The organism is Cyclobacterium sp. L-R (genome assembly GCF_056859355.1).
Genome location: NZ_JBSXOH010000064.1, coordinates 1 through 26,639, shown reverse-complemented (window position 1 = coordinate 26,639; position 26,639 = coordinate 1). Strand labels below are relative to the sequence as shown.

General features: G+C 37.8%; 23 protein-coding genes. 14 read left to right on the top strand and 9 right to left on the bottom strand.

Going from position 1 to position 26,639, the window contains the following annotated elements; all coding sequences use genetic code 11:
• Nucleotides 1–653: 653 nt before the first annotated feature.
• The 6 genes from AC13EX_RS09235 to AC13EX_RS09210 all read left to right on the top strand — a co-directional run bounded on the left by AC13EX_RS09235 (nucleotide 654) and on the right by AC13EX_RS09210 (nucleotide 7,165).
• Nucleotides 654–1,388, top strand: coding sequence for a hypothetical protein (locus AC13EX_RS09235; protein ID WP_048640881.1), 735 nt, complete (start codon nucleotides 654–656; stop codon nucleotides 1,386–1,388).
• Nucleotides 1,389–1,456: 68 nt separating this feature from the next.
• Complete coding sequence (lipA, locus tag AC13EX_RS09230) at nucleotides 1,457–2,335, top strand: lipoyl synthase (protein WP_339716864.1); 879 nt, start codon at nucleotides 1,457–1,459, stop codon at nucleotides 2,333–2,335.
• Between the two features lie 149 nt (nucleotides 2,336–2,484).
• A complete protein-coding gene (locus AC13EX_RS09225; protein ID WP_482892446.1) occupies nucleotides 2,485–3,081 on the top strand; it encodes an SPOR domain-containing protein in 597 nt (198 codons plus the stop codon).
• Nucleotides 3,082–3,190: 109 nt separating this feature from the next.
• Nucleotides 3,191–4,894, top strand: a complete 1,704-nt coding sequence (gene recJ / locus AC13EX_RS09220; RefSeq protein WP_482892445.1) for a single-stranded-DNA-specific exonuclease RecJ — start codon at nucleotides 3,191–3,193, stop codon at nucleotides 4,892–4,894.
• A gap of 2 nt (nucleotides 4,895–4,896) precedes the next feature.
• Nucleotides 4,897–5,628 carry an LPS export ABC transporter ATP-binding protein gene (gene lptB / locus AC13EX_RS09215; RefSeq protein WP_048640885.1) on the top strand — a complete coding sequence of 244 codons (732 nt, stop codon included), beginning with the start codon at nucleotides 4,897–4,899 and terminating at the stop codon, nucleotides 5,626–5,628.
• 19 nt (nucleotides 5,629–5,647) lie between these two features.
• Entirely contained in the window at nucleotides 5,648–7,165 is a 1,518-nt protein-coding gene (locus AC13EX_RS09210; RefSeq protein ID WP_482892444.1) for a GH3 auxin-responsive promoter family protein, read from the top strand.
• A gap of 528 nt (nucleotides 7,166–7,693) precedes the next feature.
• Here the strand turns inward: AC13EX_RS09210 and mazG are convergent.
• Nucleotides 7,694–8,497 carry a nucleoside triphosphate pyrophosphohydrolase gene (gene mazG, locus AC13EX_RS09205; protein WP_339716859.1) on the bottom strand — a complete coding sequence of 268 codons (804 nt, stop codon included), beginning with the start codon at nucleotides 8,495–8,497 and terminating at the stop codon, nucleotides 7,694–7,696.
• Between the two features lie 74 nt (nucleotides 8,498–8,571).
• Here mazG and AC13EX_RS09200 point away from each other — a divergent pair, with 74 nt between their 5' ends.
• Genes AC13EX_RS09200 through AC13EX_RS09190 form a run of 3 tightly spaced genes read left to right on the top strand, consistent with a single transcriptional unit; the run spans nucleotide 8,572 to nucleotide 11,421 of the window.
• On the top strand, nucleotides 8,572–8,802 hold the full coding sequence (locus tag AC13EX_RS09200) for a hypothetical protein (protein WP_048640888.1): 231 nt from the start codon (nucleotides 8,572–8,574) through the stop codon (nucleotides 8,800–8,802).
• A 57-nt stretch (nucleotides 8,803–8,859) separates the two neighbouring features.
• Complete coding sequence (gene glmM, locus AC13EX_RS09195) at nucleotides 8,860–10,248, top strand: phosphoglucosamine mutase (protein ID WP_482892443.1); 1,389 nt, start codon at nucleotides 8,860–8,862, stop codon at nucleotides 10,246–10,248.
• A 24-nt stretch (nucleotides 10,249–10,272) separates the two neighbouring features.
• Complete coding sequence (locus AC13EX_RS09190; protein WP_482892442.1) at nucleotides 10,273–11,421, top strand: cysteine desulfurase family protein; 1,149 nt, start codon at nucleotides 10,273–10,275, stop codon at nucleotides 11,419–11,421.
• Nucleotides 11,422–11,432: 11 nt separating this feature from the next.
• Here AC13EX_RS09190 and AC13EX_RS09185 read toward each other — a convergent pair whose 3' ends face one another.
• Nucleotides 11,433–12,386, bottom strand: a complete 954-nt coding sequence (locus AC13EX_RS09185) for a pyridoxal-phosphate dependent enzyme (RefSeq protein ID WP_482892441.1) — start codon at nucleotides 12,384–12,386, stop codon at nucleotides 11,433–11,435.
• A 151-nt stretch (nucleotides 12,387–12,537) separates the two neighbouring features.
• On the opposite strand from AC13EX_RS09185, the gene AC13EX_RS09180 reads away from it, so the two are divergent.
• The 4 genes from AC13EX_RS09180 to AC13EX_RS09165 all read left to right on the top strand — a co-directional run bounded on the left by AC13EX_RS09180 (nucleotide 12,538) and on the right by AC13EX_RS09165 (nucleotide 16,005).
• Nucleotides 12,538–13,218 carry a peptidoglycan DD-metalloendopeptidase family protein gene (locus AC13EX_RS09180; RefSeq protein ID WP_048640891.1) on the top strand — a complete coding sequence of 227 codons (681 nt, stop codon included), beginning with the start codon at nucleotides 12,538–12,540 and terminating at the stop codon, nucleotides 13,216–13,218.
• 9 nt (nucleotides 13,219–13,227) lie between these two features.
• Entirely contained in the window at nucleotides 13,228–14,358 is a 1,131-nt protein-coding gene (locus AC13EX_RS09175; RefSeq protein ID WP_048640892.1) for an amidohydrolase, read from the top strand.
• A 4-nt stretch (nucleotides 14,359–14,362) separates the two neighbouring features.
• Nucleotides 14,363–15,517, top strand: coding sequence for an alanine racemase (gene alr / locus AC13EX_RS09170; RefSeq protein WP_482892440.1), 1,155 nt, complete (start codon nucleotides 14,363–14,365; stop codon nucleotides 15,515–15,517).
• Nucleotides 15,518–15,600: 83 nt separating this feature from the next.
• Nucleotides 15,601–16,005 (top strand): META domain-containing protein, encoded by a 405-nt coding sequence (locus AC13EX_RS09165; RefSeq protein ID WP_048640894.1) that lies wholly within the window; start codon nucleotides 15,601–15,603, stop codon nucleotides 16,003–16,005.
• A 55-nt stretch (nucleotides 16,006–16,060) separates the two neighbouring features.
• Here AC13EX_RS09165 and purU read toward each other — a convergent pair whose 3' ends face one another.
• From purU to rbfA, 4 genes are all read right to left on the bottom strand, one after another.
• On the bottom strand, nucleotides 16,061–16,915 hold the full coding sequence (gene purU, locus AC13EX_RS09160) for a formyltetrahydrofolate deformylase (RefSeq protein ID WP_048640895.1): 855 nt from the start codon (nucleotides 16,913–16,915) through the stop codon (nucleotides 16,061–16,063).
• A gap of 34 nt (nucleotides 16,916–16,949) precedes the next feature.
• Nucleotides 16,950–19,886, bottom strand: coding sequence for a DEAD/DEAH box helicase (locus AC13EX_RS09155; RefSeq protein WP_482892439.1), 2,937 nt, complete (start codon nucleotides 19,884–19,886; stop codon nucleotides 16,950–16,952).
• A 100-nt stretch (nucleotides 19,887–19,986) separates the two neighbouring features.
• Complete coding sequence (locus AC13EX_RS09150) at nucleotides 19,987–21,210, bottom strand: FtsX-like permease family protein (protein ID WP_339716847.1); 1,224 nt, start codon at nucleotides 21,208–21,210, stop codon at nucleotides 19,987–19,989.
• An 81-nt stretch (nucleotides 21,211–21,291) separates the two neighbouring features.
• Nucleotides 21,292–21,678, bottom strand: coding sequence for a 30S ribosome-binding factor RbfA (rbfA, locus tag AC13EX_RS09145; RefSeq protein ID WP_048640898.1), 387 nt, complete (start codon nucleotides 21,676–21,678; stop codon nucleotides 21,292–21,294).
• 121 nt (nucleotides 21,679–21,799) lie between these two features.
• Here rbfA and AC13EX_RS09140 point away from each other — a divergent pair, with 121 nt between their 5' ends.
• Entirely contained in the window at nucleotides 21,800–23,170 is a 1,371-nt protein-coding gene (locus tag AC13EX_RS09140) for a hypothetical protein (protein ID WP_482892438.1), read from the top strand.
• 26 nt (nucleotides 23,171–23,196) lie between these two features.
• Here AC13EX_RS09140 and rpiB read toward each other — a convergent pair whose 3' ends face one another.
• Genes rpiB through AC13EX_RS09125 form a run of 3 tightly spaced genes read right to left on the bottom strand, consistent with a single transcriptional unit; the run spans nucleotide 23,197 to nucleotide 25,767 of the window.
• A complete protein-coding gene (rpiB, locus tag AC13EX_RS09135; RefSeq protein WP_048640900.1) occupies nucleotides 23,197–23,634 on the bottom strand; it encodes a ribose 5-phosphate isomerase B in 438 nt (145 codons plus the stop codon).
• Between the two features lie 10 nt (nucleotides 23,635–23,644).
• Nucleotides 23,645–24,487 (bottom strand): twin-arginine translocase subunit TatC, encoded by an 843-nt coding sequence (tatC, locus tag AC13EX_RS09130; RefSeq protein WP_048640901.1) that lies wholly within the window; start codon nucleotides 24,485–24,487, stop codon nucleotides 23,645–23,647.
• 11 nt (nucleotides 24,488–24,498) lie between these two features.
• Nucleotides 24,499–25,767 carry a serine hydroxymethyltransferase gene (locus AC13EX_RS09125; protein WP_482892437.1) on the bottom strand — a complete coding sequence of 423 codons (1,269 nt, stop codon included), beginning with the start codon at nucleotides 25,765–25,767 and terminating at the stop codon, nucleotides 24,499–24,501.
• Nucleotides 25,768–26,639: the final 872 nt, after the last annotated feature.

Sequence of the window (26,639 nt, the reverse complement as noted above, 5' to 3'; positions counted from 1 at the left end):
TGCTGAAATCGCTTCAAAATCAGCCACTTAGTTGCTGTTTTCAATTTCACCATAGCGGTGCTATGTTAAAATCTCCAAACAGCCTGATTTTCTTGCGATTGCAACACTTCCCGTAAACACGGGACAGGCTTCACCCCTGACATTGTCAGGGCGGAGAAATCCTATTACTTAATCCGGGTTAAAATTGTTACCCATTGATAAACCAAAGTTAACAACGAAAAAGGCGGACTTAAAATTATCCCCAAGTAATTAAGAATAATCATTACATATGGTCTAAAGGACAAAGCATTAATATGAAAACAGCCCTATTGTTTAAAACCCCTAGTATATAGCCTACTCTCCCCTTAACGCTTCTCACATCTTTAGCCTATGTCTAGTAATTTTGAGACTTTGCTATGGCTATTTCCTATTTACTTTTAAAGCCAAAAAAACTTCCTTTCTGCAGCAATCAATATTTGCAACTTACGCCACCCTTTTCTCAGGGCTTAAGATTTGTGTAGTAAGAGAATTTTATTGGTATCTTTCAAAAGGAAATAGACACTTATATCAGCAGCAAACGATGAAGCTTTTGCATGATAAACTTAATCTCTTTATTTTTAATACCTAATAAGTAACAATAAATGTAAATTTAGCGTTTAAATTGCTGATCATTTATGACTAAAGAAATGAAATATTTCCTATTCCTTGCCCTTCTTTTAGGTTCTTCTTTCAATTTATTGGCTCAAGAGGAGGAGTCCGGAGACTATGACTATGACAAAGAGGTTCTCTTTGGAATCAATAAAAATACCAACGGAGGTTTAATTGGCGGTGTTAGTTTTAAAATTGGTTCAAGGATAGATGACAATCTCTTTCAGTTTTTCAATTTGGAATTGGCCAATGTCAAAAACCCCAAGGAAGTCAGGTACCCATCAAATTTAGGGAATACGTATATTTTTGGAAAATCAAATTACCTCTACGCAATAAGGCCCCAATACGGTCGAGAAATAATCGCCTTCAAAAAAGCACCCCATCAGGGAGTCCAGATTTCATTCCTGGCGGCAATTGGCCCTTCCATTGGATTAATAGCTCCCTATTATGTGGAATATTACTATAGTCAATCAGACACAAGACGCCAGCAGTATGACCCTAGCATCCACCAAAGCAAGTGGGACATACTCGGTCCAGGGAGACTATTTGAGGGAATTGGCGATTCTGAAATTGCTTTTGGGGGAAATGCCAAAGCAGCAATAACTTTTGAATTTGGTTTTTTTAAGTCAAACGTAACAGGGCTGGAACTAGGGTATCAATTTGAGGGTTTTACCAAAGAGATTCCCTTGATGCCAACTACGGAAAACAGACAGACCTTCCAATCTGCTTATGTCACCTTATTCTATGGCTTTAGAAGATAGGTAGTAACATCCATCTTTGGGTTAACTCACATTTTATGATTAATTTTGAACGGACTTAAAAAACCGATATGATAGAATTACCGGTAATTTCTGAAGAACAAACCAGAAGAAAAAAACCGAATTGGTTGAGGGTAAAATTACCTGTTGGAAAAGAATATGCGCATGTACGCAAATTGGTAGACGAGCACAAGCTACACACTATCTGCGAAAGCGGCAATTGCCCTAATATGGGTGAGTGTTGGGGAGCGGGTACGGCTACCTTTATGATATTAGGAAATGTATGTACCAGATCCTGTTCCTTCTGCGCTGTAGCCACAGGAAGACCACCTGAGTACGACGAAGATGAACCAAGAAGGGTTGCTGAAGCAATTCAGCTAATGCAGGTAAAACACGCTGTAATTACCTCTGTAAACAGAGATGAGCTCAAGGACAAAGGCGCTGATATATGGTATAGAACAGTAGCTGAAACCAAGAAAAGCTCTCCAGAAACCACCATTGAAACCCTCATCCCAGACGTTAAGGGGAATTGGGAAGCCTTGTACCGAATGATTAGTGCGGGACAAGAAGTTGTTTCTCATAATGTAGAAACTGTTGAAAGATTGTATAGGAGAGTAAGACCACAAGCCAAGTACAACAGATCTCTGGAACAAATTAAGCTTACAAAGGAATTTGGCAAACGTACCAAAACAGGTATCATGCTAGGCTTAGGAGAAAAACAGGATGAAGTGCATAAAGCAATGGATGACCTTGCAGCGCATGGCTGTGATATACTTACACTCGGCCAATACCTGCAACCCACTAAAATGCACATTGAAGTTGCTGAATTTATTCACCCTGACCAATTTGATGCATATAGAGAAGAAGGACTTAAGAGAGGCTTAAAATATGTAGAATCCGGACCTTTGGTCAGATCCTCTTACCATGCTGAGAGACATGTAAACGTTTAAGCACCTTTCCTTGAATAACTTCCGATCAAATTCACTTGAATTGGTCGGAAGTTATGATTTTTCTTGAGATAAGAAGGATAATAACTATTTTTTTGTATCTTTTGACTGTCTATATCTTACAAAGAACTGGATTTTAAACGTGCCTTAAAATGACTTTTACCAAAACATTACTATTAGTAATAATCGCCACAGTTTTTTTTAACTGTTCCTCTAAAACTATTGGTGGGCTCACCAAAGAAGAGTATAAATCCTGGAAGCAACAAAAAAAGGAAATGAGTCCTGAAGCTTTCAAAGCCTTGGTTGAAGACAAGGACAGAATAGCACAAGAAAACAATTACCTTCTTGAAAAAATGGCCCATGTTGAGCAAAAGATCGCTGATAAACAAGGCGAAATAGATCGTTTGGCCAGTCAGGTAATGAGCATGAGTACTCAAAACAATCAAGGAGCAAATGGGAATTCAGAATCCAATATAGATGAGTGGCAAAAAGGCATTGTTTTTAAGGTACAATTGGCTGCTTTCGATGAATTTGACCTGAGAGACCTTACAGAGAATGGAAGTGATCTGAAAATCATTGATGAAGAAGGGTACATAAAGTATGTATTAGGCCAATTTAGAGACTACAAAATGGCAGATCAGTTCAAGAAAAAATTAAGAAAAATAGGCGTGAAAGAAGCCTGGATTGTTCCCTACAAAGACGGACAAAGAGTGCCTCTTAAAGATGTTCTCACTGAGGTGATCGACTAAACGATAAGGATCTCAATGTATGGACTTTAAGTAAACCTGTCAATTTTTATTGGAATTATTAAGGTGTTTTTTTAGTTGAATCGCCTGTTTGTTTTGTAATTTGCACGCCATGGACTTTAGATGGAAACATAAAAGCAAGGCAGATTCGGAATTAGTAGAATACCTAAGCAATGAAATCAACGTTAACCCGACATTAGCGAATGTCTTGGTGAATCGTGGCATTGAGGGTTTCCAACAAGCAAAAGAATTTTTCCGTCCCGATTTGGACAAGCTCCATGATCCTTTCTTAATGAAGGACATGGACAATGCCGTAAAAAGGTTACATGAGGCTATAGAAAACAAAGAAAAAATACTTATTTACGGAGATTACGATGTAGATGGAACCACTTCTGTGGCATTATTTTATGGCTTTATAAAATCATTTTATGACAATGTAGCTTTTTACATCCCCGACAGATACAAAGAGGGTTATGGCATTTCCGAAAAAGGAGTGCGTTATGCAGCTGAAAACAATTTCGGCCTCGTTGTATCGTTGGATTGCGGAATTAAGGCCATGGATAAAATCGCACTGGCCAATGAACTAGGTGTAGATTTTATCATCTGCGACCACCACACACCTGGAGAAATACTCCCTCAGGCCATTGCCGTTTTAGACCCAAAACGTTCAGACTGCTTCTATCCCTTCAAAGAGTTAAGTGGATGTGGAGTAGGGTTCAAACTTGTACAGGCTTACACAAAGTTTTTGGGGAAAAATCAAAACCACCTTTATGCTTTCCTTGATCTTTTAGTGATCAGTATAGCCTCAGACATTGTCCCCATATCTGGGGAAAACAGAATCCTTGCCTATTTTGGTTTGGAAAGATTAAACAACAATCCCAGACCGGGAATTAAAGCCCTAATACTTAAAGGAAAATTAGAGAAAGACATTAACATTACAGATATTGTTTTCAAAATTGGCCCAAGAATAAATGCCTCCGGGAGATTAGAGCATGCAAAAGCCTCTGTAGAACTATTAATTGCTAAAGATTTAGACGAAGCAGTGCGAAGGGCTGAACTCGTAGAAGACGTAAATGCTGCGCGAAAAAATTTCGATGAAAACATCACTCGTGAGGCATTAGAAATGATTGAAAGCAGGGAATTGGAAGAAGGTGCTTTCAAAAGCACTGTTCTATTCAAGGAGGACTGGCACAAGGGAGTAATTGGCATTGTGGCTTCGAGGTGTATAGAAAAGTACTATAGACCGACCATTATACTTACTGAATCAAACAATAAAGCTACAGGTAGTGCGCGTTCTGTATTTGATTTTAATATCTACGATGCAATTGAAGAATGCAGTGACTTGCTCGAGCAGTTTGGTGGTCATAAATATGCAGCAGGACTTACCCTAGCTGTCGAAAATGTACCAGCATTTCAGGAGAAATTTGAAGCTGTAGTTAGCGAAAGGATAAGTGAAATTCACATGAAGCCTATATTAGAAATTGATGATGAGTTGATCCTTGATCAAATCAATTATAAATTTTATAATATCCTCAAGCAAATGACACCTTTTGGCCCTGGGAATCCCGAACCTGTCTTTTGTACCAATCAGGTTTACGCCGAAAATGTACGTATCCTAAAAGACAAACATCTCCGCTTTGAAATCGTTCAAGATGGACAAAGCACAAAGCCAGTTTGTATTGGCTTTGGCTTTGCTGATTATTATGAGTTATTGAATAGCAAGATGCGATTTAATATAGCATTTGAATTAAGAGAAAATACATTTAGAAATACGAGCAGTTTGCAGCTTTACGTAAAGGATATCAAATTTGATTAAACATGATATTAAAGGCAGAGCACCTAGTTAAAATATACAAAAAAAAGAAAGTAGTTAACGATATTTCTGTAGAAGTAGGACAGGGAGAAATTGTAGGCCTACTTGGACCAAATGGAGCAGGAAAAACCACCTCATTTTATATGATTGTGGGCCTCGTAAAACCAAATGGAGGAACTGTATACCTGGACAATCAGGACATTACCCCACTACCTATGTACAAAAGAGCGAAATTAGGTATAGGATACCTTGCTCAAGAAGCCTCTGTATTCAGAAAGCTTACTGTGGAGGAAAATATAATGGCCGTTCTGGAGATGAGTAAGATCCCCAAAAAGGATCAAAAGGAAAAAGTAGAAGAGCTTCTAGAGGAGTTTAGCCTCACCCATGTAAGAAAAAACCTTGGGATGGTACTCTCTGGCGGAGAAAGAAGGAGAACAGAAATTGCCAGGGCATTGTCAGTAGACCCGAACTTTGTGTTACTAGACGAGCCATTTGCAGGAGTAGATCCAATTGCTGTAGAGGAAATTCAAACCATCGTAGCCAAACTTAAAAACAAAAATATCGGCATCCTCATCACTGATCATAATGTGAATGAAACCTTATCCATTACCGACCGTGCCTATTTGATGTTTGAGGGAAGACTTCTGAAAGCAGGCACAGCCGAAGAACTCGCTGCAGATGAGCAGGTAAGAAAAGTTTATCTGGGGAAAAATTTCGAGCTGAAAAGGAAAATTTAAAACCGACCAAACCTCCACTATGGAATTGATCAATACTTTTATGACCTGGATTCTTAAGAATCGAATTGGTCAGATAGAAAAATTTAAAAATAACCCACTTGAAACACAAAGAGAAATTCTTTTCAAGTTAATACATACAGCCAAAAAAACTGAGTTTGGGAAAAAGTACAATTTCGAGAAAATCTCTGCTTACGAGGACTACAATCAATGGGTGCCAGTACACGACTATGAAGCACTAAAGCCTTATATTGAACAAACCATGAAAGGCCAGCAAAACGTAATTTGGCCAACGCCTATCCATTGGTTTTCGAAATCATCTGGAACTACTTCCTCACGAAGTAAATTTATTCCTGTCTCTCCTGAAAGCCTTGAAGACTGTCATTTCAAGGGGGGTAAAGACATGCTGTCTCTGTATATCAATAATTATCCCGACACTAAATTATTTACAGGTAAAAGCCTTACTATTGGAGGAAGCCTCCAAACCAATAATCTTGACTACAATGACAATAGCTTTTCAGGGGATATTTCTGCTGTCATCATGAGAAATCTCCCAAAATGGGCGCAGATGGCTCGAACACCGAGTCTTGAAGTTGCTTTGATGAGTGAATGGGAGAAAAAAATAGAAAAGATGGCCGATGAGACGCTAAAAGAAAACGTAACAAGTCTCACAGGTGTACCTACCTGGACGCTGGTATTGATTAAAAAGGTACTGGAAAAGACCAATAGTAAAAACATTTTAGAAATTTGGCCAAACCTAGAAGTATTCTTTCATGGTGCTGTAGCTTTCGGACCTTATAAAAATATTTTTGAAAGTCTTATCCCTTCTCCGAACATGCATTATATGGAAACCTATAATGCCTCTGAGGGATTCTTTGGAATCAAAGATCAAAAAGATTCAGATGAACTGCTTTTAATGCTTGATTATGGCATTTTTTATGAATTCATCCCGATGGAGGATATAGAAAGGAAACATCCCAATATAATCCCCTTGGACAAAGTGGAAAAAGGTAAAAATTACGCAATATTGATTTCTACCAACGCAGGGCTTTGGAGGTATAAGATAGGTGACACAGTAAAATTCACCTCCACAGACCCTTATAGAATTAAAATTTCCGGTAGGACTAAACATTTCATCAACGCTTTTGGAGAAGAGTTAATCGTGGAAAATGCTGAAAAGGCCATGGAAATCACATGCAAAGCAACGGGTTCCACCATCAGCAATTTTACTGCAGCACCAGTATACTTTGATAAAAACCATGAACAAGGTACCCATGAATGGGTGATTGAGTTTGTAAAATTTCCTAAAGATAAAGATGAATTTCTACATAGGTTAGATCAGGAATTAAGAAATGTCAATTCAGATTATGAAGCAAAGCGATACAAGGACATGGTTCTAAAACTACCTATCCTTCATTTTGCCTCGGAAGGGATATTTGAAAAATGGCTCAAATCAAAAGGACGTTTAGGTGGTCAAAATAAGGTCCCCAGACTTTCCAACAACAGGGAATACATCGAAGAGGTTTTAAAGCTTTTGTAAAATCTCTATCCATATTTCAGTCTTATTTCCCGCTGCTTTTTTGTATTGAAATCTCATGTAAATCAGAATCAAACAATCCCATTTACTTAGGCATAAATTTAACCCGAACCATTAAATGAGTATTGGATTAAGTGATGAATTCACTTTAAAATCAGTCTTTGGATTGCAATACATGTAGTAAATCAAATCACTTCCAAGCCAAACCAAAGAAGATTCTAATCCGAGGCCAAAATGGAGTTGAAAACAAATGCTGTTCCGGTATCAAATTAAGCTGAATCAAGGTTAAAAATAGCCTATTTTTAACGCATTTGAGGAATAAAAAAAACAAGAAATATTTATCCACATTTAACAACAATTATCCACACCCAGACTAAAGCAACACTTAAAATATTGTAGGTCAATTACTTATACCGTCAAATAAAACTGTCAAATTGTGGAAAACTTGAAAAAATAATATTTTTTATAAATTAATCTAAGGCCCAAAGGTGGATAACCCTAAGATCAGAATTATATTCCAAATCTAATGAATTACTCCTTACTTTTTGCAGCTTCCCAATAGGCATCCATCTCCTCCAAACTCATTTCAGACAATGTTTTACCTGAAGATTTTGCTGCATTTTCAAGGTATTGAAACCTATAGATAAATTTCCTATTGGTCTTTTCCAATGCCTCTTCAGGATTGACACCTATAAACCTGGAATAGTTGATTAAGGAAAACATCAAATCACCGAATTCCTTGGTTGCTTCCTCTTTATTAACAGGCAGTTCTCCACTGGCATCAAAATTTTCACGAAACTCCGCAAGCTCTTCTTCCACTTTTTCCCAAACCTGGTGTTTTTCCTCCCAATCGAAACCAACACCTCTTGCCTTTTCTTGAATACGCATCGCTTTAATCAATGCAGGCAAGGACTTGGGAACTCCTCCAAGCACACTTGTATTGCCTTTTTCTTTAAGCTTAATCTTTTCCCAGTTTTGCTTGACTTCCTCCTCATTATCCACCGCCGTATCACCATAAATATGAGGATGCCTTCTAATTAATTTATTATTAAGTTGCTCAATCACCTTAGCGATATCAAAGGCGTTTTTTTCATCTCCTATACGTGCATAGAAAACTATATGCAATAAAATATCACCAAGCTCTTTACTTATTTCGTCGAGGTCATTGTCCATTATGGCATCCGATAGCTCAAAGGTTTCTTCTATGGTCAAGTGCCTTAAACTCTCAATGGTTTGTTTTTTATCCCAAGGGCATTTTTCACGGAGTTCATCCATGATGGTCAGTAGTTGATCAAAAGCCGCTAACTGCTTTTTCCTTTTTTCTGGATTAATCATAAAAAGAGAGGAAACTTATAAATCGGTATGAACGTTTTGAAAGTAATACGTAAATTTGCAGAAATAAAATTGATATGACAACTGTATATTTAACATTGGCATTTGTGGCATTATTTTTCATTTTGATGTCTGTTAGGTTAATTTTCCTAAAAAACGGACAATTCAAAGGAACATGCGCATCTCAAAACCCTTACCTAAATAAGGATGGCGGAACTTGTGGCTACTGTGGAAAAAAAGTAGATGAGACAAGTTCTTGCGGCAATCCCGATAATGAGGTTGACAAGGTGATGGCAAAATTCAAATAAAAACGAACTAGCACCATCTAAACACTAATTTTTATAACCCTCCATTAAATTCTTTAAATGGCATTAATTAAATCGATTTCCGGTATTAGAGGAACTATAGGCGGAAAACCTGGAGAAGGTCTTTCTCCTTTGGACATAGTAAAATTTTCAGCAGCCTATGGAGCATGGGTTTTAGAGAACTCACCAAATAAAAAAATCATACTTGGTAGAGATGCACGTATCTCTGGTCAGATGGTTTCCCAGTTGGTAGCCAGCACACTTCAAGGACTAGGTCTTCATGTAATAGATCTAGGACTTAGTACAACACCTACGGTGGAGTTAGCTGTGCCTAAAGAAAATGCTGGTGGTGGTATCATCATCACGGCAAGCCATAATCCAATTCAATGGAATGCGCTAAAACTACTAAACGCTCAAGGAGAATTTATTTCAGATAGTGAAGGAAAAGAGGTTCTTGACAAAGCTGAAAAAGAGGATTTCACTTTCGCTGAAGTGCGCAAATTAGGAAGCTACACCCAAAGAGAAGATTACCTTGACATTCACATTCAACATGTGCTTGACTTGGCTCTTGTCGACAAAGAAGCCATTGCGGCTAGGAAATTCAAAGTGGTCATTGATTGTGTCAACTCTTCCGGAGGCATTGTAGTCCCCAAATTGCTTACTGCCTTAGGAGTTGAAGTCATTGAGGAAATGTATTGTGAACCTAATGGTGATTTCCCTCATAACCCTGAACCATTACCTGAACACCTTCGAGACATTTCCTTAAAATTGGAAAATGGTAATTTTGATCTTGGGATAGTAGTTGACCCAGATGTGGATAGGCTAGCATTTTTAAATGAAGATGGAAGCTTCTTTGGTGAAGAATACACCTTGGTAGCAGTAGCTGATTATGTGCTTTCCAACCAGAATGGGAATACGGTATCAAATCTTAGCTCCACCAGGGCTTTACGAGACGTTACCGAAAGACATGGAGGAGAATACCATGCTGCAGCTGTGGGTGAAGTAAATGTAGTTACTCAAATGAAAGCCACGAATGCAATTATTGGTGGAGAAGGCAATGGTGGCGTGATCTATCCAGAGTCTCATTATGGTAGAGATGCATTAGTAGGTATAGGATTATTCCTAACCCACTTGGCTAAATTCGGAAAATCTGCCAGTAGATTGAGAGCTACCTACCCAGGCTATTTTATCTCTAAGAACAAAATCGAGCTTACTCCTTCCATCAATGTAGACAGCATTCTCGAAAAAATCCAACGCAAGTACCAAAAATACCCTATCAATACAATTGATGGGGTGAAAATAGAATTTGAGAAAGAGTGGGTTCACCTTAGAAAATCAAATACTGAACCAATCATTCGTATTTATTCCGAATCAGGAACTGCTGCTACGGCTGATCATTTGGCGAATAAAATTATTTTGGACATCAAAGAGATAATTTCAGAAAAATAATCTGAGATTATTCAATTTTATACCATGAGCGATTTGGCTTCCATTTACCTTGACAATGCAGCAACTACTCCTATGGATGAGAAAGTGCTGGAAGTAATGTTGCCTTATTATAAAAATAATTATGGGAATCCTTCTTCCGTTCATAGTCATGGCAGAAACGCAAGAGAAGCTTTAGAGAAAGCAAGAAAGAAAATCGCTAGTCTGCTTAATGCCAGCCCTGGAGAAATTGTTTTCACATCCGGAGGAACTGAGGCTGATAACATGGCGATATGTGGTGCTATTTCTACTTTTGGTATAGAACATATCATCACCTCTCCTTTGGAGCATCATGCAGTATTGCAAGTGGCAGAGCAGGTGGCAAAAGAAAAAAACATCCGATTAAGTTTACTTGAATGCGATGCTGAGGGCAATCTAAATTTAGATCAACTTGCCTTATTGTTAGAAAAAGAACCTAACAGCTTGGTCAGCCTTATGCATGGCAATAATGAAATAGGAAACCTTAATGATATTGAAAGAATAGCTGCCTTGTGTAACAAGCATGGCAGCTATTTTCATTCAGACACGGTTCAGACAATGGGGCATTATCCCATTGACCTGAAATCCCTCCCCATTCATGCCCTTTCAGGTTCTGCTCATAAGTTTCATGGCCCAAAAGGTGTAGGATTTATTTATATCAATAAAAATAAAAAGATAAACCCATTGATTTTGGGTGGAGGTCAAGAAAGAAACAATAGAGGTGGCACTGAAAATATTGCTGGTATTATTGCCATGGCCAAAGCACTTGAACTGGCCTACAATAATCAGGCATCACATGCTCAGGAAATACTGCAATTAAAAGTTTACTTTAAAGAGCAAATAGAGAAGGTTATCCCAGGAGTCACTTTCAATGGATTGTCTGGAAACTTGGATAAAAGCCTTTACACTGTACTTAATGTTAGTTTTCCGCCTTCCGAAAACAATCAAGGCATGTTGTTGTTTCACCTTGATTTAGAAGGGATTTCCGTCTCAGGAGGATCAGCCTGTTCCAGTGGAGCTCGCCTAGGTTCACATGTACTTAATGCCCTTCAAACAGATCCTAGTAGGGAGAATGTCAGGTTTTCATTCAGCAGGTTTAACAACAAAGCTGAAATAGACCATGTTGTAAAAACCCTAGCAGGATTGTACAAAGCATAGAAGCCATCCTATTAAAATGGCAAGTTTGACAAATCTACATTTCCACCAGATAAAATTACACCTACTTTCTTTCCTTCAAATAAGCTTTTGTTTTTTAATACAATAGCCAAAGACACCGCACTACTCGGTTCTATCACAATTTTCATCCGTTCATAGATTATTCGCATGGCAGCAATGATCTGAGAATCATCTACCGTTAAGATATCTTCTACTTTGTTGGAGATTATATCAAAATTAATCTCACCTAATGAAGTCAAAAGGCCATCCGCAATGCTGTTAGGTTTTTCTATAGGAATCCAATATCCTGCAACAAAAGATCTTCTAGCATCATCAGCCCCTTCAGGTTCTGCACCAATCACCTTTGTATGTGGAGAATAAAACCCTGTTGCCAATGCTGTACCTGCCAGCAATCCACCTCCCCCCACAGGCGCTATCAATACATCAAGTAAATAACCCGCATCAAATAGCTCTAAAGCGCAGGTCGCTTGTCCCTCAATAACATCGAGATGATTATAAGGAGGAATAAATGTTGCACCATACTTGTCCACTACATTCTTCAAACCCTTTTCTCTGGCAAGTAGATTCGGCTCACATTCAATTATTATTCCCCCATATCCTTTCACCGCCCTCTTCTTCACATCAGGAGCATTGGCGGGCATCACTATATAGGCAGGTATTCTGGCCACCTTGGCCGCACGCGCGAGTGCAGCGGCATGGTTACCGGAAGAATGAGTAGCTACTCCTTTCGCCCTTTCCTCCTTGGACAATTTGAGAACGGCATTGGCGGCACCTCTTGCTTTAAAAGCTCCAACTTTCTGAAAGTTCTCACACTTAAAAAACAATTCACAACCTGCCAACTCATTAATAGCTTCAGAATGTAACACTGGCGTACGATGGACCAAATGGTCTATTCTTTCTCTTGCCTCTCTTATACTTTGAGAGGATATATTTGGGTGAGTCTCCATATTCCAAAATTGCATATTATCTATACAATAGGCAATTAAATTTGAATGATTCCCCATTGGCAAGAAAAATGAAAGCTACCCTTTTGCAACAGACTAAATTTCCTATATTGAAAATTATTTTCAAATTATCCATATAATCTATTAAAGCAGTATGTCAATCAAATATCAGGAATTTCACCCCATAATGGGAGAAAATCTGAATGATAGCAATACCATTTTGATGGACATGAGTGAAAAAAACCCAGATCTTAAGAAAATAGACCTGCTAGACACCATTGTTTTTGAGGAATACATCAACAAACTATTAAAGCAAAGTAGCAAAAGATTTGGAATAGGAGGATATCTAGAACAGCGAAACATTTACCGGAGGAGCACAGTTTTTAAAGAAAACTCTGATTCAAAATTTCGAAATATCCACTTAGGAATAGATATTTGGTCCTATACAAATAGCCAAGTGTATTGTCCTTTTGATGGAGTAGTTCATAGTTTTCAGGACAATAAAGGTTTTGGCAACTATGGTCCAACTATCATACTGGAACATTTCTGGCAGGGGGAAACCATCTACAGTCTTTACGGCCATCTAAGTACAAAGGACTTAAAAAGTTTAAGCGTTGGCCAATCAATCCTTAAAGGTGAAAATATTGGACATCTAGGATCTCCCATAGAAAATGGTAACTGGCCTCCCCACTTGCACTTTCAAATGATCCGAAATCTAGAAAACAAACAAGGTGATTACCCAGGGGTATGTTCATCTTCAGAGAAAGAAAAATACAAAGAAAATTGCCCAAACCCTGCCTCTTGGCTTGGAATCCCAGCCAATGTTATTTATTGAAAAATTGAAATGAGTTCTATTATTAAGGAAATAAGTATTTTGCGTAAAGAGCTTCACCAGTCACCTGAGGTTTCTGGAAATGAACAAAAAACTTCCAAAAAAATCCGGTCGTTTTTTGAAAATTTATCACCAGATGAAATCGTAGATGATTTGGGGATAAATGGTTTAGCTATTGTCTTCAAAGGCAAAGAAGATGGGCCATCGACATTATTCAGGGCTGAACTTGATGCCTTGCCTATCTTAGAAAACAGCAAATTACCATATAAAAGTAAAAGTGAAGGTGTAGCCCATTCCTGCGGACATGATGGACACATGGCCATTCTTGCCGGAATAGGATTAAAAATAGCGAGTCAAAGACCAAAAAAAGGGAAGGTAATTCTGTTGTTTCAACCATCGGAAGAAACTGGAGAAGGCGCTAAACAAGTATTAGAATCCCCTAATTTCCAAAAGGTCAAACCTGACTTTTCCTTTGCTTTGCACAACTTACCAGGCTACCCGCTTGGACAGGTTATATTAAAAAAAGGCGCGTTTACCGCCGCCTCAAAAGGCATGATTATAGAATTAAAAGGAAGAACAAGTCATGCAGCCCATCCTGAAAATGCAATAAGTCCAGCCAATGCCATGTGTCAATTGATCTCAGGCTTACAAAAATTGCCAGAGCAAATTAATTCTTTTTCCTTGGTAACTGTAATCCATGCTCAACTTGGAGAAGTAGCCTTTGGCACCACTCCAGGGGCTGCCACGGTCATGGCTACTCTCCGGACATTCGACAATGCTGTTATGGACACATTAACCGAAAGCGCAATCACTTTATCTAAAAAGGTCTCTACCGAGCATGGTTTGGAATTGATTACTAGTTTTAGGGAAGAATTTCAAGCTGTAGAAAATGACAGTGAGGCTTGTGATATAGTAGAAGATGCAGCGGATCAATTGTCCCTTAACAAAAACACTGTCCCTACTCCCTTTCGATGGTCCGAAGATTTCGGTAACTTATCAAGTGGGACCAAAAGCATGCTCTTCGGTATAGGTTCAGGAGAGAATCATCCTCAATTGCATGAAAACAGTTATGATTTTCCAGATGAGCTATTGCCCATTGGTGTTGATTTGTTCAATAAGATTATAAAAAAACTAAACCACTAAAAAGATGGACCATACCTCTTTCATAGAAATAAGCAAAAGTGCTTATAGCAATAATATCAGGTTTATCAAAAGCCAAATAGGGGATAATGTAACCATCTCATCTGTAATTAAAGGAAACGCTTATGGTCATGGCATTGAAAATACAGTAAAAATCGCCGAAAGCGTAGGAATAAGACATTTCAGTGCATTTAGCACTGATGAGGCCATAAGAGTACAAAAATCCTCCACAAAAAAGAGTCAGATTATGATTATGGGTATGGTTCAAAATGAAGACCTTTCCTATTTAATTGAGAATGGCATCAGTTTCTATGTTTTTGAAATGGATCGCTTGGAGTCTGCAGTTCTTAAAAGCAAAGAAACTGGTAAAAAAGCCATGATCCACGTAGAAGTCGAAACAGGCTTTCATAGAACAGGTTTTGAATGGGATGAAAAGCAAGCTCTTTTAGATACTTTGAAAGAAAACAGTAATCACTTACAGTTGTGTGGATTGTGCACCCACTACGCAGGTGCTGAAAGCGTGGCCAATTATGTACGGGTACAAAATCAAATAAAGCAATATTATACGTTTAAAACCTGGTTCAATGAAAATGAAATTCATTTTGACCGCTACCATACCGCATGTTCTGCTGCTTCATTTAGTTATCCAGAGACAATAATGGATATGGTCAGAATTGGGATTGCACAATATGGTTTTTGGCCAAGTCAGGAAACCTACATGTTTAAGTTTAAGCAATTAGCCCCCAATAAAAAGAACCCACTTAAACGGCTAATTAGTTGGAAAAGTAAGGTCATGAGTCTCAAAAGAATCAAAATTGGTGATTTCATTGGCTATGGAAACAGCTATATGGCAGCCAGGGACATGACCATAGCCCAGGTTCCTGTTGGTTACTGTCATGGTTTTGGAAGAAGCCTGAGTAATCTGGGGAAAGTGCTTATACATGGGAAAATTTTATCCGTGGTTGGAAATGTTACCATGAATGCTATCTCCGTGGACGTTACAGACTTGAAGGAAGTAAAAAAAGGAGATGAAGTAGTGATCATAGGGCGCCAAAAAAGAAATGAAATCACTGTTGCTTCCTTTGGCGAGTCAACACAACAGGTTAACTATGAGCTACTAACCCGCCTTCCTCATGATATTCCAAGAAAAATTATAAGTTAAACAACTTTTAGAACAGTGTTTGTGGTGTTTTACAATCAAAAGGATTCTTTGATCCAATGTGTAAAACTAAACAAATAAATAAAATGAGTTTTAACCTTAAAACAAGCCTTATACTCCTATTATTCACTTTCTGTTTTTCATGTAAAACAGAACCTATAGATTTAGCCAACCATGATTGGAAAGTAAAAGACCTAACAGGTTCTCCAGCCTCCAAGGAGGAATTATCCAAACTTTCTTTAATCTTCAAGGAGGGACAAGAAATCGGTGGGTTTGCAGGATGCAATTACTATAGAGGTGGTGCAACTTATAACCAAGAGCAAATTAAATTTTCAACCCTATATTCAGACAAAAGCAACTGTGAATTAAAAGAGTTAGAAAAACGATTCTTAACTAATCTTGAATCCAGCAAGCAATACACTTACCACGCAGGAAATCTTATCCTTCAGGATGTAAATGGCAATATTCTTATCGAAATGGAGAAGATTTAACCCAATTCTTCTAAAGGAGAGAGGGTAATAAAAACCAGCTAAGGAAGCGTATCGATCAATTAAATATAATTGTTCTATTGCCCACGACCTGGATTTTCCTGGCCAAGTGATACTTGATGGCTTTGGACAATACTACCTTCTCTACGTCTTGCCCTATCTGCACAAGATCTTCTACGGTATTGTGGTGACGAACACGAGCTACATCCTGTTCAATTATGGGCCCTGCATCCAGTTCTTCGGTAACGTAATGTGCAGTTGCTCCTATGATCTTCACCCCACGTTTGTAAGCCGCATGATAAGGTTTGGCACCCACGAAGGCGGGTAAAAAGGAATGGTGAATATTTATCACGTTATTGGGAAAGTGTTTTATAAAATTCCCTGAAAGTATCTGCATGTACCTGGCAAGTACTACAAAATCAATGCGATGCGCTACCATCAATTCTAGTTGCTTTTTCTCCTGTTCTACCTTATTCTCTTTGGTAACAGGCAAATGGTAAAATGGTATACCGAATGCTTTTACCACTGGTTCTAAGTCTGGATGATTAGAAATCACCAGTGGAATTTCCACATTGAATTGTCCAGAATAATAGCGACTCAAAATATCAAAAAGGCAATGCGAAAGCTTGGATACAAAAAGCGCCATTCTTGGTTTTGGAAAGTTAAATGAAAGGAAATATTCCATCTCAAACCGGTGCCCAACCTTTGATTTAAACTCTGGAAGAATTTGGTCCTTTTCTATATCAAAAGAATCCAATTCCCATTCTGCCCTCATAAAAAAATCTCCTAAATCATCATCTACATACTGATCCACGGCCAATATATTCCCATTGTTTTCATAAAGAAAATGAGAAACGGCAGCTACAATACCTTTATTGTCTTTGCATTGTACGATTAAAATTGCTGTTTGCATTTTTTATTGGGTATGATATTTATAGAAATAGTTATTAATCAAGTAAGGCCACTATATCTTCCTGATTCAAGCTCTTAATAAAGCTTTCCTCTGTACTAATAAGCTCCCCAGCCAAGGCCATCTTCCGTTCTTGCAGTGCCATGATTTTTTCCTCTACAGAATTTCTGGTAATAAATTTATAAATGATCACTTTATTCTTTTGTCCAATTCGGTGGGCTCTATCTATTGCCTGAGCCTCCACTGCTGGATTCCACCATGGATCAAGAAGAAATACATATTCTGCTTTTGTAAGGTTGAGACCTACACCACCAGCTTTCAGTGAGATTAAAAACACTTTTATGTCTGGGTTTTCTTGAAAGGAGGCCACTTCTCTCTGCCGATCTACTGTAGCGCCATCTAGGTAAGCGAAAGGGATTTTCTCTTCCTTTAGGAAGGACTTAACAATGCCCAAATGCCGAACAAATTGACTGAAAATCAAAACCTTGTGACCTTCACTTACAGTTGACTTCACCATATGAGAAATGTCCTCTAATTTGCCTGAGCCTCCCTCGTAGGCTTCATCAGCCATTTTGGGGTGATTGGCCATTTGCCTTAGTTGAGTAAGTCCACGCAATAAAGTCAAAGACTTCTGGGATTTACCAGGAAGACTTGCTTCATCAATAATTTTTTCCCTGAAATAATTCTTCACATCCTCATAGGCCTGTTCTTGCTCTGAGGTCATGGTAGAATACTTGATATTGATCACTTTTTCTGGCAGATCAGTCGCTACCTGAGATTTCAACCTTCTAAGAATAAAAGGCTTGATCATCGCGTTTAATTTCAGGATTTTATCTTTATCATTCTTCTTTTCAATTGGCAACAAAAATTGCTTCTTGAAGGATGCCTGTCCTCCTAAAAGTCCCCTGTTGATAAAATTCATCTGAGACCATAGATCCATGGTGCCATTTTCTACAGGAGTACCTGTAAGTATTAATTTATGGTTACTTTTTAATTGAACAACTGCTTTTGATATTATACTATCTGGATTTTTGATTGCCTGGCTTTCATCAAGTATAATATAATTGAAATAAAACTCATTAAGAATATCAATATCTAATCTGGTAATCCCATATGAGGTTAAGACCAAATCATATCGCCCGAATTGACTACTGTCTTTGATTCGCTGCGTACCTGTATAGATAAGAATCTTTAGTTTTGGTGTAAATTTTCTAGCTTCAAGTTCCCAGTTGTATATCAAAGAAGTAGGCATTACCAATAAAGAAGTCGTCCCTTCTGATCGCTCTTTTTCCATGGCCAGTAAGGCAAGCGTTTGCACCGTTTTACCAAGCCCCATATCATCAGCAAGACAACCTCCAAAATTGTACTCATTTAGAAAACGCATCCAATTATAACCTGCCTTTTGATAAGGTCTCAAGGTACCCTTAAAATAACTTGACAACTTATAATCATCAATATTTGAAAAATCCTTGAGTTTGTTAAGCCTCTCACTTAAGCCCAATTTAAGCAGGTTGCCCTTTTCCAGTTCCTGAGCTAATGCAATATGGTGTTTCTTTAATTTGAAATTCCCATCTTCATTTTGTTCCTCTTCAATAAAAGAAAAAATCTCACCGTAATTTACAAACCAAGACTTGGGAATAATCCCAATCTCTTTATTTGGTAACTCAATTTCAGATTTGCCTTTGAGTAGTAATTTTCTGAATTTTTGAAAAGAAATCTCATAATCCCCGAAAGTAATTACAGCCTCTACATCAAACCAATCAATTTTTTCATTAATTCTGACCGATATCTTAGCTGCTCCTATAAAATAATTTTTACCTTTTTCGTTGGCTGTTTGCTGAATTATTATACCTAGATCATCCAATTCCGGTCTATGATTAATAATCCATTCGTAGGCTTCCCTCTTAGGCATGGATTGCCTTCCCAAACGTACAGAAAGCCCATTGTCTTTTAGGAAGTTTCCATAGAAGCTTTCTTTTTTCAAGTCTCTTACCACCTTATAAAAAACGTAATCATCTCCATTTTTCTCCAGTTCTACATTGGTAGGTTTGACTTGATCGGCTCTAAAAGAATAATCTCCATACCTAAACCTAAGATCGAAAACCATCTTCTCTTCTTCGTCTGAAGCCAGCTTCTTTCCAAACATATCCACAGTTGGATTGCCTTGTAATTCTCCCAAGTACAATATAGGCTGGGGATTGTCACGTGCTACTTTAATCTCAAATCCTTTGGCATACACATCAAAAGAGGCAACAAGTTGGGTAACAAACTTCTTATAATAAGAGTCTTCTACTTTTCGCGGTATAACGATGAACCTTTTACTCAAAAAAGGCAATAGTTTTTTACCATCTACGGCCTTTTCAAAGCTAACCAACATGGAATCTACAACCAACCACGCAGGTTGATGACAGATCAAATAGCTTCCTTTGTATTGCCATTCAAGTTTTTCCCCCTGGTATTTTATTGTTGGGAAATAGTGGGTGTTTTCTTCATTCCTTCGGAAATGAAACAAAACAGAAGCTTTTTTAGGCATGATGGCTATTTCCTTCCAGACAGGATTGCCATCATTACCCATTTCAAAGAGACGCTTCTGCTGAATTTTCTCTAATATTTTGGCGCGAGTAATCTCTAATTTTGCCTCTATTAACTTTTGAACTTCCTTATTGGATAGTGTAGCGTGCTCTTTATCAAAAACCTTCCTTAAAAATTCTTTGGGTTTATTATTCTTGACATTGTACTTCTTAACAACCGCCTCTTGCTGCATACTGTCCATCAGCTTGATCAATTCTAGATCAGTATCATCCAACCGCTCTCCAAATTCTCTGGCATTTTGATAAGAAATATTCTGATAAGCAAATGATAACCTGCCCTTTTCATCCAATTGGACGGCAAAAGACTCGAAAAGAATTCCTAAAAATTCATGGTTAAACAAGGAGTAAACGATTTCAAATGGCTTATCGGAAGCTACTTTCATTAAAACAAGATTTAAACTAAAATGTGCTTTTTTTCGAAATTGGCAGTTTGCAAATTACAGAAATAATTAAAAGAATTAAATAAATCTCACATTTAAAACCTTACAAATGAAGGGTGGTCTTCACCCTAGAGGCTATTAATGCAGGACGATAAGACGCTATCATTGTGATAATTACAACACTTAAACTTGTATACAAAAAATCTGTCCATTGCATTTTTATAGGGTAGGCGTCTATTACAGATGAGCCTACGCCCAATGAGACCAACCCATAGTTATCCTGAACCCAACAGATCAAAAAGCCTAGCACAAGACCAACTAAAGCACCTGAAAAAGCTATTATGGCACCTTCCTTTAAATAGATAGAGCGTATAAGTTTTTTTGTACCTCCCATGGAAAGTATTACGGCTATGTCTTTTTTCTTTTCTATCGCCAACATACTCAAAGAGAAAAATATATTGAAGGAAGCCACAGCCAAAATAAAGGTAAGTGTCAAAAACACGAATAGCTTTTCTATCCTAATGGTCATTATCAGGCTTGCATGCTGCTCATCACTATCCTGAATAATAAAAGCTTCTCCAAGCAATTCTCTCAATTCGGCTTTAACATCTTGTACATCATACCCCTCTGCCACCATTATCTCAAGACCGGTCCTTCTGTCTCCGTAATCCATGAGTTTTGAAGCAAAATCCAAGGGGACAATTAGAAATTCATCATCAATTTGTTTTTCTACACTGAAAATCCCTCCTGGCTTTATCACTTCTCGATTGTACATACTGGAGGGATCAATACTTCCAGACTTTGGATCCTTAGGATAAAAAACCTGTATCAAGTCGAATTCATTGTCAAGGTTAAGCAGTAGAAAGTAGGACAGACCACGACCTATCAATGCCTGTGGCTGATTGTCTACCCCGAAACTCATTTCACCACTAAGGTGACCATTCTTAAATCTATTTTGAGCAATAAAATTATCCGACACCCCCTTCAACGTAGCGACAACCTGATGATCTCCGTACTTTACCAAGGCATTGTCTTCAATCACCTCTGTCAGAACCTCCACTCCTTCCAACGCTTCTATTTCTTCTAGAAATGCATCATCAACTTCAAAAGATTTCCCTTCATAGGGCATTACTTTTAGGTCTGCATCAAAGGAAGCATACAAACCTTTGATCAAGTCTTCCAATCCATTAAAAACAGATAGAACCACCACCAAGGCCATTGTACCCACAGCTACTCCTATCATAGATATTCTGGAGAGAACTGTAATGAAGTTTTTTTTGGCTTTGCTTTTAAAATACCTGGATGCTATAAAGTAGGAGAGATTCAATTTTATTTAATCAGCATTAATCTAAAATATACATTTGCTTATAGACAATCTATTCAATTGGGACTTTAATCTATTGATTGATTAGTCTTCGTCCTCCTCGTCCTCATCTTCTTCTGGTGCCTCAGGAATACTTAACTTTGAGATCACACCATCCATATGCTGGGCATAGGCCGCTGATTCATCTAAAAAGAAGGCCAATTCAGGAATTATCCTCACGGATTTACCTATTCTCCTACCAAGAAACTTTCGGATCTGTCCTTTATTGTTTTCTACTTTATCAAACAAAACCGTATTATCTCCCAATAAAAAGCTTAAATTAATCTTTGCTAGAGCAAGATCTGGGCTCATCAAAACACGGGTAACTGTAACCATGGCTTGGCCTACTATTGCTCTTCCTTCCTTCTGGAATATTTCCCCCAATTCCTTTTGAATCAGTTTAGAATATTTTTGTTGTCGTTTACTCTCCATTTTAAAATATTTAATCTCCACAAATTTAGTGAAATATACGGGTAACCTTTAATTTCGTAAATTGAGTTTAAAATAAATATAGACCTTGCTGGAATTTTTCAAAATTAATGACCCCTTAAGAATGGCTGGAATCCTTTTCCTCTTCATTCTACTACAGATCCCTTATTATTTAATGGACATCCCCTCATTGCAACCAGAACTGGCCTGGAGACTTCTAGGACAACAAATGGCCGCTGGAAACCTTCAATATGTTGACATTATTGACAACACAGGGCCATTTTCCGCTTTGGTATACTGGCTAAACGGCTTGTTGTTTTCAAACTCCGCACTATCTTTTCGGGTTTTCGCGTTTTTAATTTTACTTTTTCAGGTGTACTATACAAATCGTATGCTAATTAATAACAATGCATATGAGGATTCTAATTACATCCCTGCATTTGTAATGATTTTATTGTTTCAACTGTCTTTTGACTTCATGACACTTTCACCTGCTTTGATGGGAAGCACATTTGTATTGTTGGCCCTATCAAGGCTTTTGAGCCAAACTACTGTAAACACAAACACTGTCCCTTCAATTCTGCTTATGGGCGTTTTTGCTGGTATTGCCTTTTGTTTTCATTTTCCTTATATAGCGTTTTTACCCCTATTGATTTTTTCCGGATTACTTATCAATGGTTTTTCATTTCAGCAGCTTTCATTAATACTTACAGCATTCCTTTTACCTGTGGTTTTTTGTGCCTTGTACTATTTCTGGCAAGATGGATTGTCCTATTTCATCGAAATGTACTTTACCCTAGCCTTGAAAATAGAAAAGATCTATCATGTCAATTTTAAAGATCTAAGTTACATTTTCTCCTTACCGTTTTTAATTGCCATAGTAGGTTATTTAAAAAACAATGTAATGAGAAGAATGACTGTAAATCAGCAGAAGCACAACCAATTGTTTTTGTTATTCTTGCTTTTTAATATTGGGATGTTTTTTTTAATGGATAGGGTTAGCCCTTACCAGTTTATTGGAGCAGTTCCAGTATTGACCTATTTTATCAGTCATTTTTTCACTATCTCTAAAAACAAACTCACTCAAACTATTATTGGCTATAGTTTCTTTCTAATAATCCCTCTTATAGGATATAGCTGGACTTTTTACCTATTGAATGACAGCTCATTTAATGCTTATAAATTAAAAAGTACAAAAAATCATGATATACTTGAAGGTAAATCAGTCATGGTTTTGGGTAACGAGCTGAGCCCTTACCAAAGCGCCATTATGGCAAGCCCCTACCTTAACTTCCGACTTACAGAAGTATACTTCACAAAATTAGGGGACATGGAAAGGAAGACAAGATTCTATCAAGACCTGAAAAAAATGCAACCAGAAATCATTATCGATGAAGCAGGTTTATTTGATCAGTGGGTTGAAGGTCTCCCCAAAATAATACCCCTATATACCAGATCCAATAGTGGTCTCATATATAGGGGTAAACAGGATTGATCCTATAGGAGTATTGTTGCCTAAAATTATTTACAGGCAATTTTATCTACCCTTCGGGCATGTCTTCCGCCTTCAAACTCTGTACTAAGGAAGGTATCAACCATTTTTTTAGCTAAGTCAAAAGAGACAAATCTTGCTGGTATTGAAATAAGATTGGCATCATTGTGTTGTCTTGAAAGTGCTGCCAACTCTTCGTTCCAGCAAATGGCAGCTCTTATACCTTGATGTTTATTTGCTGTGATGGCTACGCCATTTCCACTTCCACAAATAATAATCCCTCGCTCCATTTCTCCTGAGGTCATTGCATTACACAATGGATGGATAAAATCAGGGTAATCAACAGATTCATCTGAGAATGGCCCAAAATCCTTTACTTCAAAGCCCTGCTTCTTCAGAATTTCTATTAACTCTTGCTTATAGGTAAATCCTGCGTGATCACCTCCGATTGCAATAATATTTGACATTTTTATTGATTTATAATTCGTCTTCCTCTTCTCTACGCTTTTTCTCCAAACGTTTTGCTATAATTATTCCTGTTTCATAAAGAACAAGTATAGGCATAGCAATTAAGATCTGACTAATTACATCTGGTGGTGTAATTAATGCCGACAATACTAAAATCACTACAATCGAGTGTCTCCTGTATGCTTTTAGCATCGCAGAAGATACAAGTCCTGCCTGTGTAAGGAAATAAATAACTACCGGAAGTTGAAACATTACTGCCGATGCCAAGACCAACATTACCAATGTGGAAACATAGGAGGTAATATCAAACTCATTCGCAATGGAAGGATCCAATTGGTAGTTTGAAAGAAAATTAATGGAAAGTGGAGATAAAATAAAATACCCGAAACTGGCACCTAGGAAGAACAATAAACTAACAAAGAAAACTGCTCCTCTTGCGGCATTTCGTTCTTTGGCATATAATCCTGGACTGATAAATTTCCATATCTCCCAAAATACATATGGGAAAGCTGCAATCAATCCTACTACCAAACTGGAGGTAATGTGCATAGAAAACTGCCCTGTCATCTGCCTACTTTGGAGGATGAAAGGGAGTTGATCAATGCAAAGCGCTGGAAGTGAAAGCTTTTCCGATAGCTGACAAAGCAGTCTGTAGGTAACAAAGTCTACTTTGGCAGGACCAAGAATCACCTGACCAAACACAAAACCTTTAGAAAGGAATGCAGCGACCATAAAAACAAGAATAGCTGAAACCGATCGCAATAAATGCCATCTCAACTGTTCTAAATGATCCAGAAAGGACATGCCATTCTCGTCTTCCTCTTCTTCTTCGTTATATTGATCGAGTGCCACTTATTTTTATTTTAATATAAAGGAAATTGTACCATCCAGTCGTTCACTGTAGCTTTGATCTCTTCAAGTTTCGCCTCATCATCATGATGCATAAGCGACTGGTCAATCAAGTCTACAATTTTCAACATATCGGATTCTACTAGCCCACGTGTAGTAATGGCAGCAGTACCGATACGCATTCCCGAGGTTACAAATGGGGACTTGGTGTCAAATGGAACCATGTTTTTATTAATGGTTATGTCCACTTTGCCAAGTGTGTTTTCAGCAATTTTGCCGGTAAGTTCTTTATTTCTAAGGTCAATCAACATAAGGTGATTGTCTGTTCCTCCAGATATAAGTTGGTAGCCTCTTTCTACAAAAGCTTCAGCCATTACAGCTGCATTTTTCTTCACTTGGATTACATATTCCATGTATTCGTCAGAAAGAGCTTCTTCAAATGCTATCGCCTTAGCAGCAATTATATGTTCCAAAGGACCTCCTTGAGTACCTGGAAATACACCTGAATCCAATAAGGCAGACATTTTCCTTAATTCACCTTTAGGATTTTTCAAACCAAAAGGATTGTCAAAATCGTCTCGCATAAGAATCAATCCTCCACGAGGACCTCTTAAGGTCTTGTGCGTGGTAGTGGTCACTACATGACAAAACTCCAAAGGATCATTCAATAAACCTCTTGCAATTAATCCAGAAGGATGAGAAATATCCGCTAGTAGTATCGCGCCTACTTCATCTGCAATTGTTCGCAATCTTTCGTAATCCCAATCACGACTGTAAGCAGATGCTCCACAAATCAATAGTTTAGGATTTACTTTTTTGGCTTGCTCTTCAACTTTATCGTAGTCAATGACTCCAGTTTCTTCCTCTACCCCATAAAAATGAGGCTCATATAGCTTTCCAGAGAAATTCACAGGGGATCCATGGGTAAGGTGACCACCATGAGAAAGATCAAAACCTAAAATAGCATCGCCTGCATTCAAACATGCTAAGAATACTGCTGCATTTGCTTGTGCTCCTGAGTGAGGCTGCACATTGGCCCAAGATGCGCCAAATAGTGCTTTGGCTCGATCTATAGCGATCTGCTCAATTTCATCTACTACTTCGCAACCTCCATAATACCGCTTATTGGGTAGACCTTCGGCATATTTGTTTGTTAGCACGCTTCCTGCGGCTTCCATAACCTGCTTACTGGTGAAATTTTCAGAGGCGATCAGCTCTATTCCTCTTTTCTGTCTATCCTCTTCCTTTCCTATCAGGTCAAATATTAATTGATCTCTTTTCATGTATTGATCTGTTCTTTTCTCTGAATTGACATTCCTTGTAACTTACGCAAAAGAAATGAAAGTCAGACTTATTTCTATTTCGAAAGCCAAAATTACTCTTAAACAATGTATAATCCAATTGTCTTTTCAATTTGATTGTTGCTAAAATCAATAAATTTGAGCCTTTCCTAATTAGGAAAGGCAACAATCCTCCCATCTCACTGAATCGAGCTCCAATTTTTAAGAATTTAACGCACTGTCCCATTAACTCGAATTAAGTAGTAAGATTCCTACAGGGGTAAATTACAGCTAGAAATTTCATGCTATGAATGAAGACAATCCAGTGAAACTTTCTTATCCTACATTGGCTCACTTCCAAGTAATATGCCCCTATCATCCTTGGGTATTCGCACCTAACTCATTTCCGTAAGGCCAAAGTAATTATAAGAAACCCCACAATAGCCGATTACCCTATCATGAATTTGTTCTCAAACCTAAGTTTTAGCCTATCAGCCTAGCTATACTTCATTTACCTTTTAACCCGAAATATGCAATAGACATTGTATTACGTGCTGAAATCGCCTTAAAATACCCAATGGTTGTTGTTTTCAATTTCAGCATAGCGGTGCTATGCTAATATCTCCATTCATTGTGATTTTCTTGCGGTTGTAACTCATTACGAATCCTATTTCATAATCCGGGATAATGCATTGTTTATTCCAAATGTGAAAAATCGGTATGATAATCTTTTATTAATAAGGGTATGCCTTTTGGACAGAGAAGGGAAATGAATCATGAATTTTATTCTGAAATATTTTCGAGTTGTCTTTTTAGTATTGGGATGATATCGGAAAGAGAGTTTAGTACATGGCTAGGTTGGGCGGTCATCAAGT

Coding starts and splice junctions, on each gene's coding strand:
- AC13EX_RS09235 (WP_048640881.1), top strand. CDS start 654: ATGACTAAAGAAATGAAATATTTCCTATTCCTTGCCCTTCTTTTAGGT.
- lipA (WP_339716864.1), top strand. CDS start 1,457: ATGATAGAATTACCGGTAATTTCTGAAGAACAAACCAGAAGAAAAAAA.
- AC13EX_RS09225 (WP_482892446.1), top strand. CDS start 2,485: ATGACTTTTACCAAAACATTACTATTAGTAATAATCGCCACAGTTTTT.
- recJ (WP_482892445.1), top strand. CDS start 3,191: ATGGACTTTAGATGGAAACATAAAAGCAAGGCAGATTCGGAATTAGTA.
- lptB (WP_048640885.1), top strand. CDS start 4,897: ATGATATTAAAGGCAGAGCACCTAGTTAAAATATACAAAAAAAAGAAA.
- AC13EX_RS09210 (WP_482892444.1), top strand. CDS start 5,648: ATGGAATTGATCAATACTTTTATGACCTGGATTCTTAAGAATCGAATT.
- mazG (WP_339716859.1), bottom strand. CDS start 8,497: ATGATTAATCCAGAAAAAAGGAAAAAGCAGTTAGCGGCTTTTGATCAA.
- AC13EX_RS09200 (WP_048640888.1), top strand. CDS start 8,572: ATGACAACTGTATATTTAACATTGGCATTTGTGGCATTATTTTTCATT.
- glmM (WP_482892443.1), top strand. CDS start 8,860: ATGGCATTAATTAAATCGATTTCCGGTATTAGAGGAACTATAGGCGGA.
- AC13EX_RS09190 (WP_482892442.1), top strand. CDS start 10,273: ATGAGCGATTTGGCTTCCATTTACCTTGACAATGCAGCAACTACTCCT.
- AC13EX_RS09185 (WP_482892441.1), bottom strand. CDS start 12,386: ATGGAGACTCACCCAAATATATCCTCTCAAAGTATAAGAGAGGCAAGA.
- AC13EX_RS09180 (WP_048640891.1), top strand. CDS start 12,538: ATGTCAATCAAATATCAGGAATTTCACCCCATAATGGGAGAAAATCTG.
- AC13EX_RS09175 (WP_048640892.1), top strand. CDS start 13,228: ATGAGTTCTATTATTAAGGAAATAAGTATTTTGCGTAAAGAGCTTCAC.
- alr (WP_482892440.1), top strand. CDS start 14,363: ATGGACCATACCTCTTTCATAGAAATAAGCAAAAGTGCTTATAGCAAT.
- AC13EX_RS09165 (WP_048640894.1), top strand. CDS start 15,601: ATGAGTTTTAACCTTAAAACAAGCCTTATACTCCTATTATTCACTTTC.
- purU (WP_048640895.1), bottom strand. CDS start 16,915: ATGCAAACAGCAATTTTAATCGTACAATGCAAAGACAATAAAGGTATT.
- AC13EX_RS09155 (WP_482892439.1), bottom strand. CDS start 19,886: ATGAAAGTAGCTTCCGATAAGCCATTTGAAATCGTTTACTCCTTGTTT.
- rbfA (WP_048640898.1), bottom strand. CDS start 21,678: ATGGAGAGTAAACGACAACAAAAATATTCTAAACTGATTCAAAAGGAA.
- AC13EX_RS09140 (WP_482892438.1), top strand. CDS start 21,800: ATGGCTGGAATCCTTTTCCTCTTCATTCTACTACAGATCCCTTATTAT.
- rpiB (WP_048640900.1), bottom strand. CDS start 23,634: ATGTCAAATATTATTGCAATCGGAGGTGATCACGCAGGATTTACCTAT.
- AC13EX_RS09125 (WP_482892437.1), bottom strand. CDS start 25,767: ATGAAAAGAGATCAATTAATATTTGACCTGATAGGAAAGGAAGAGGAT.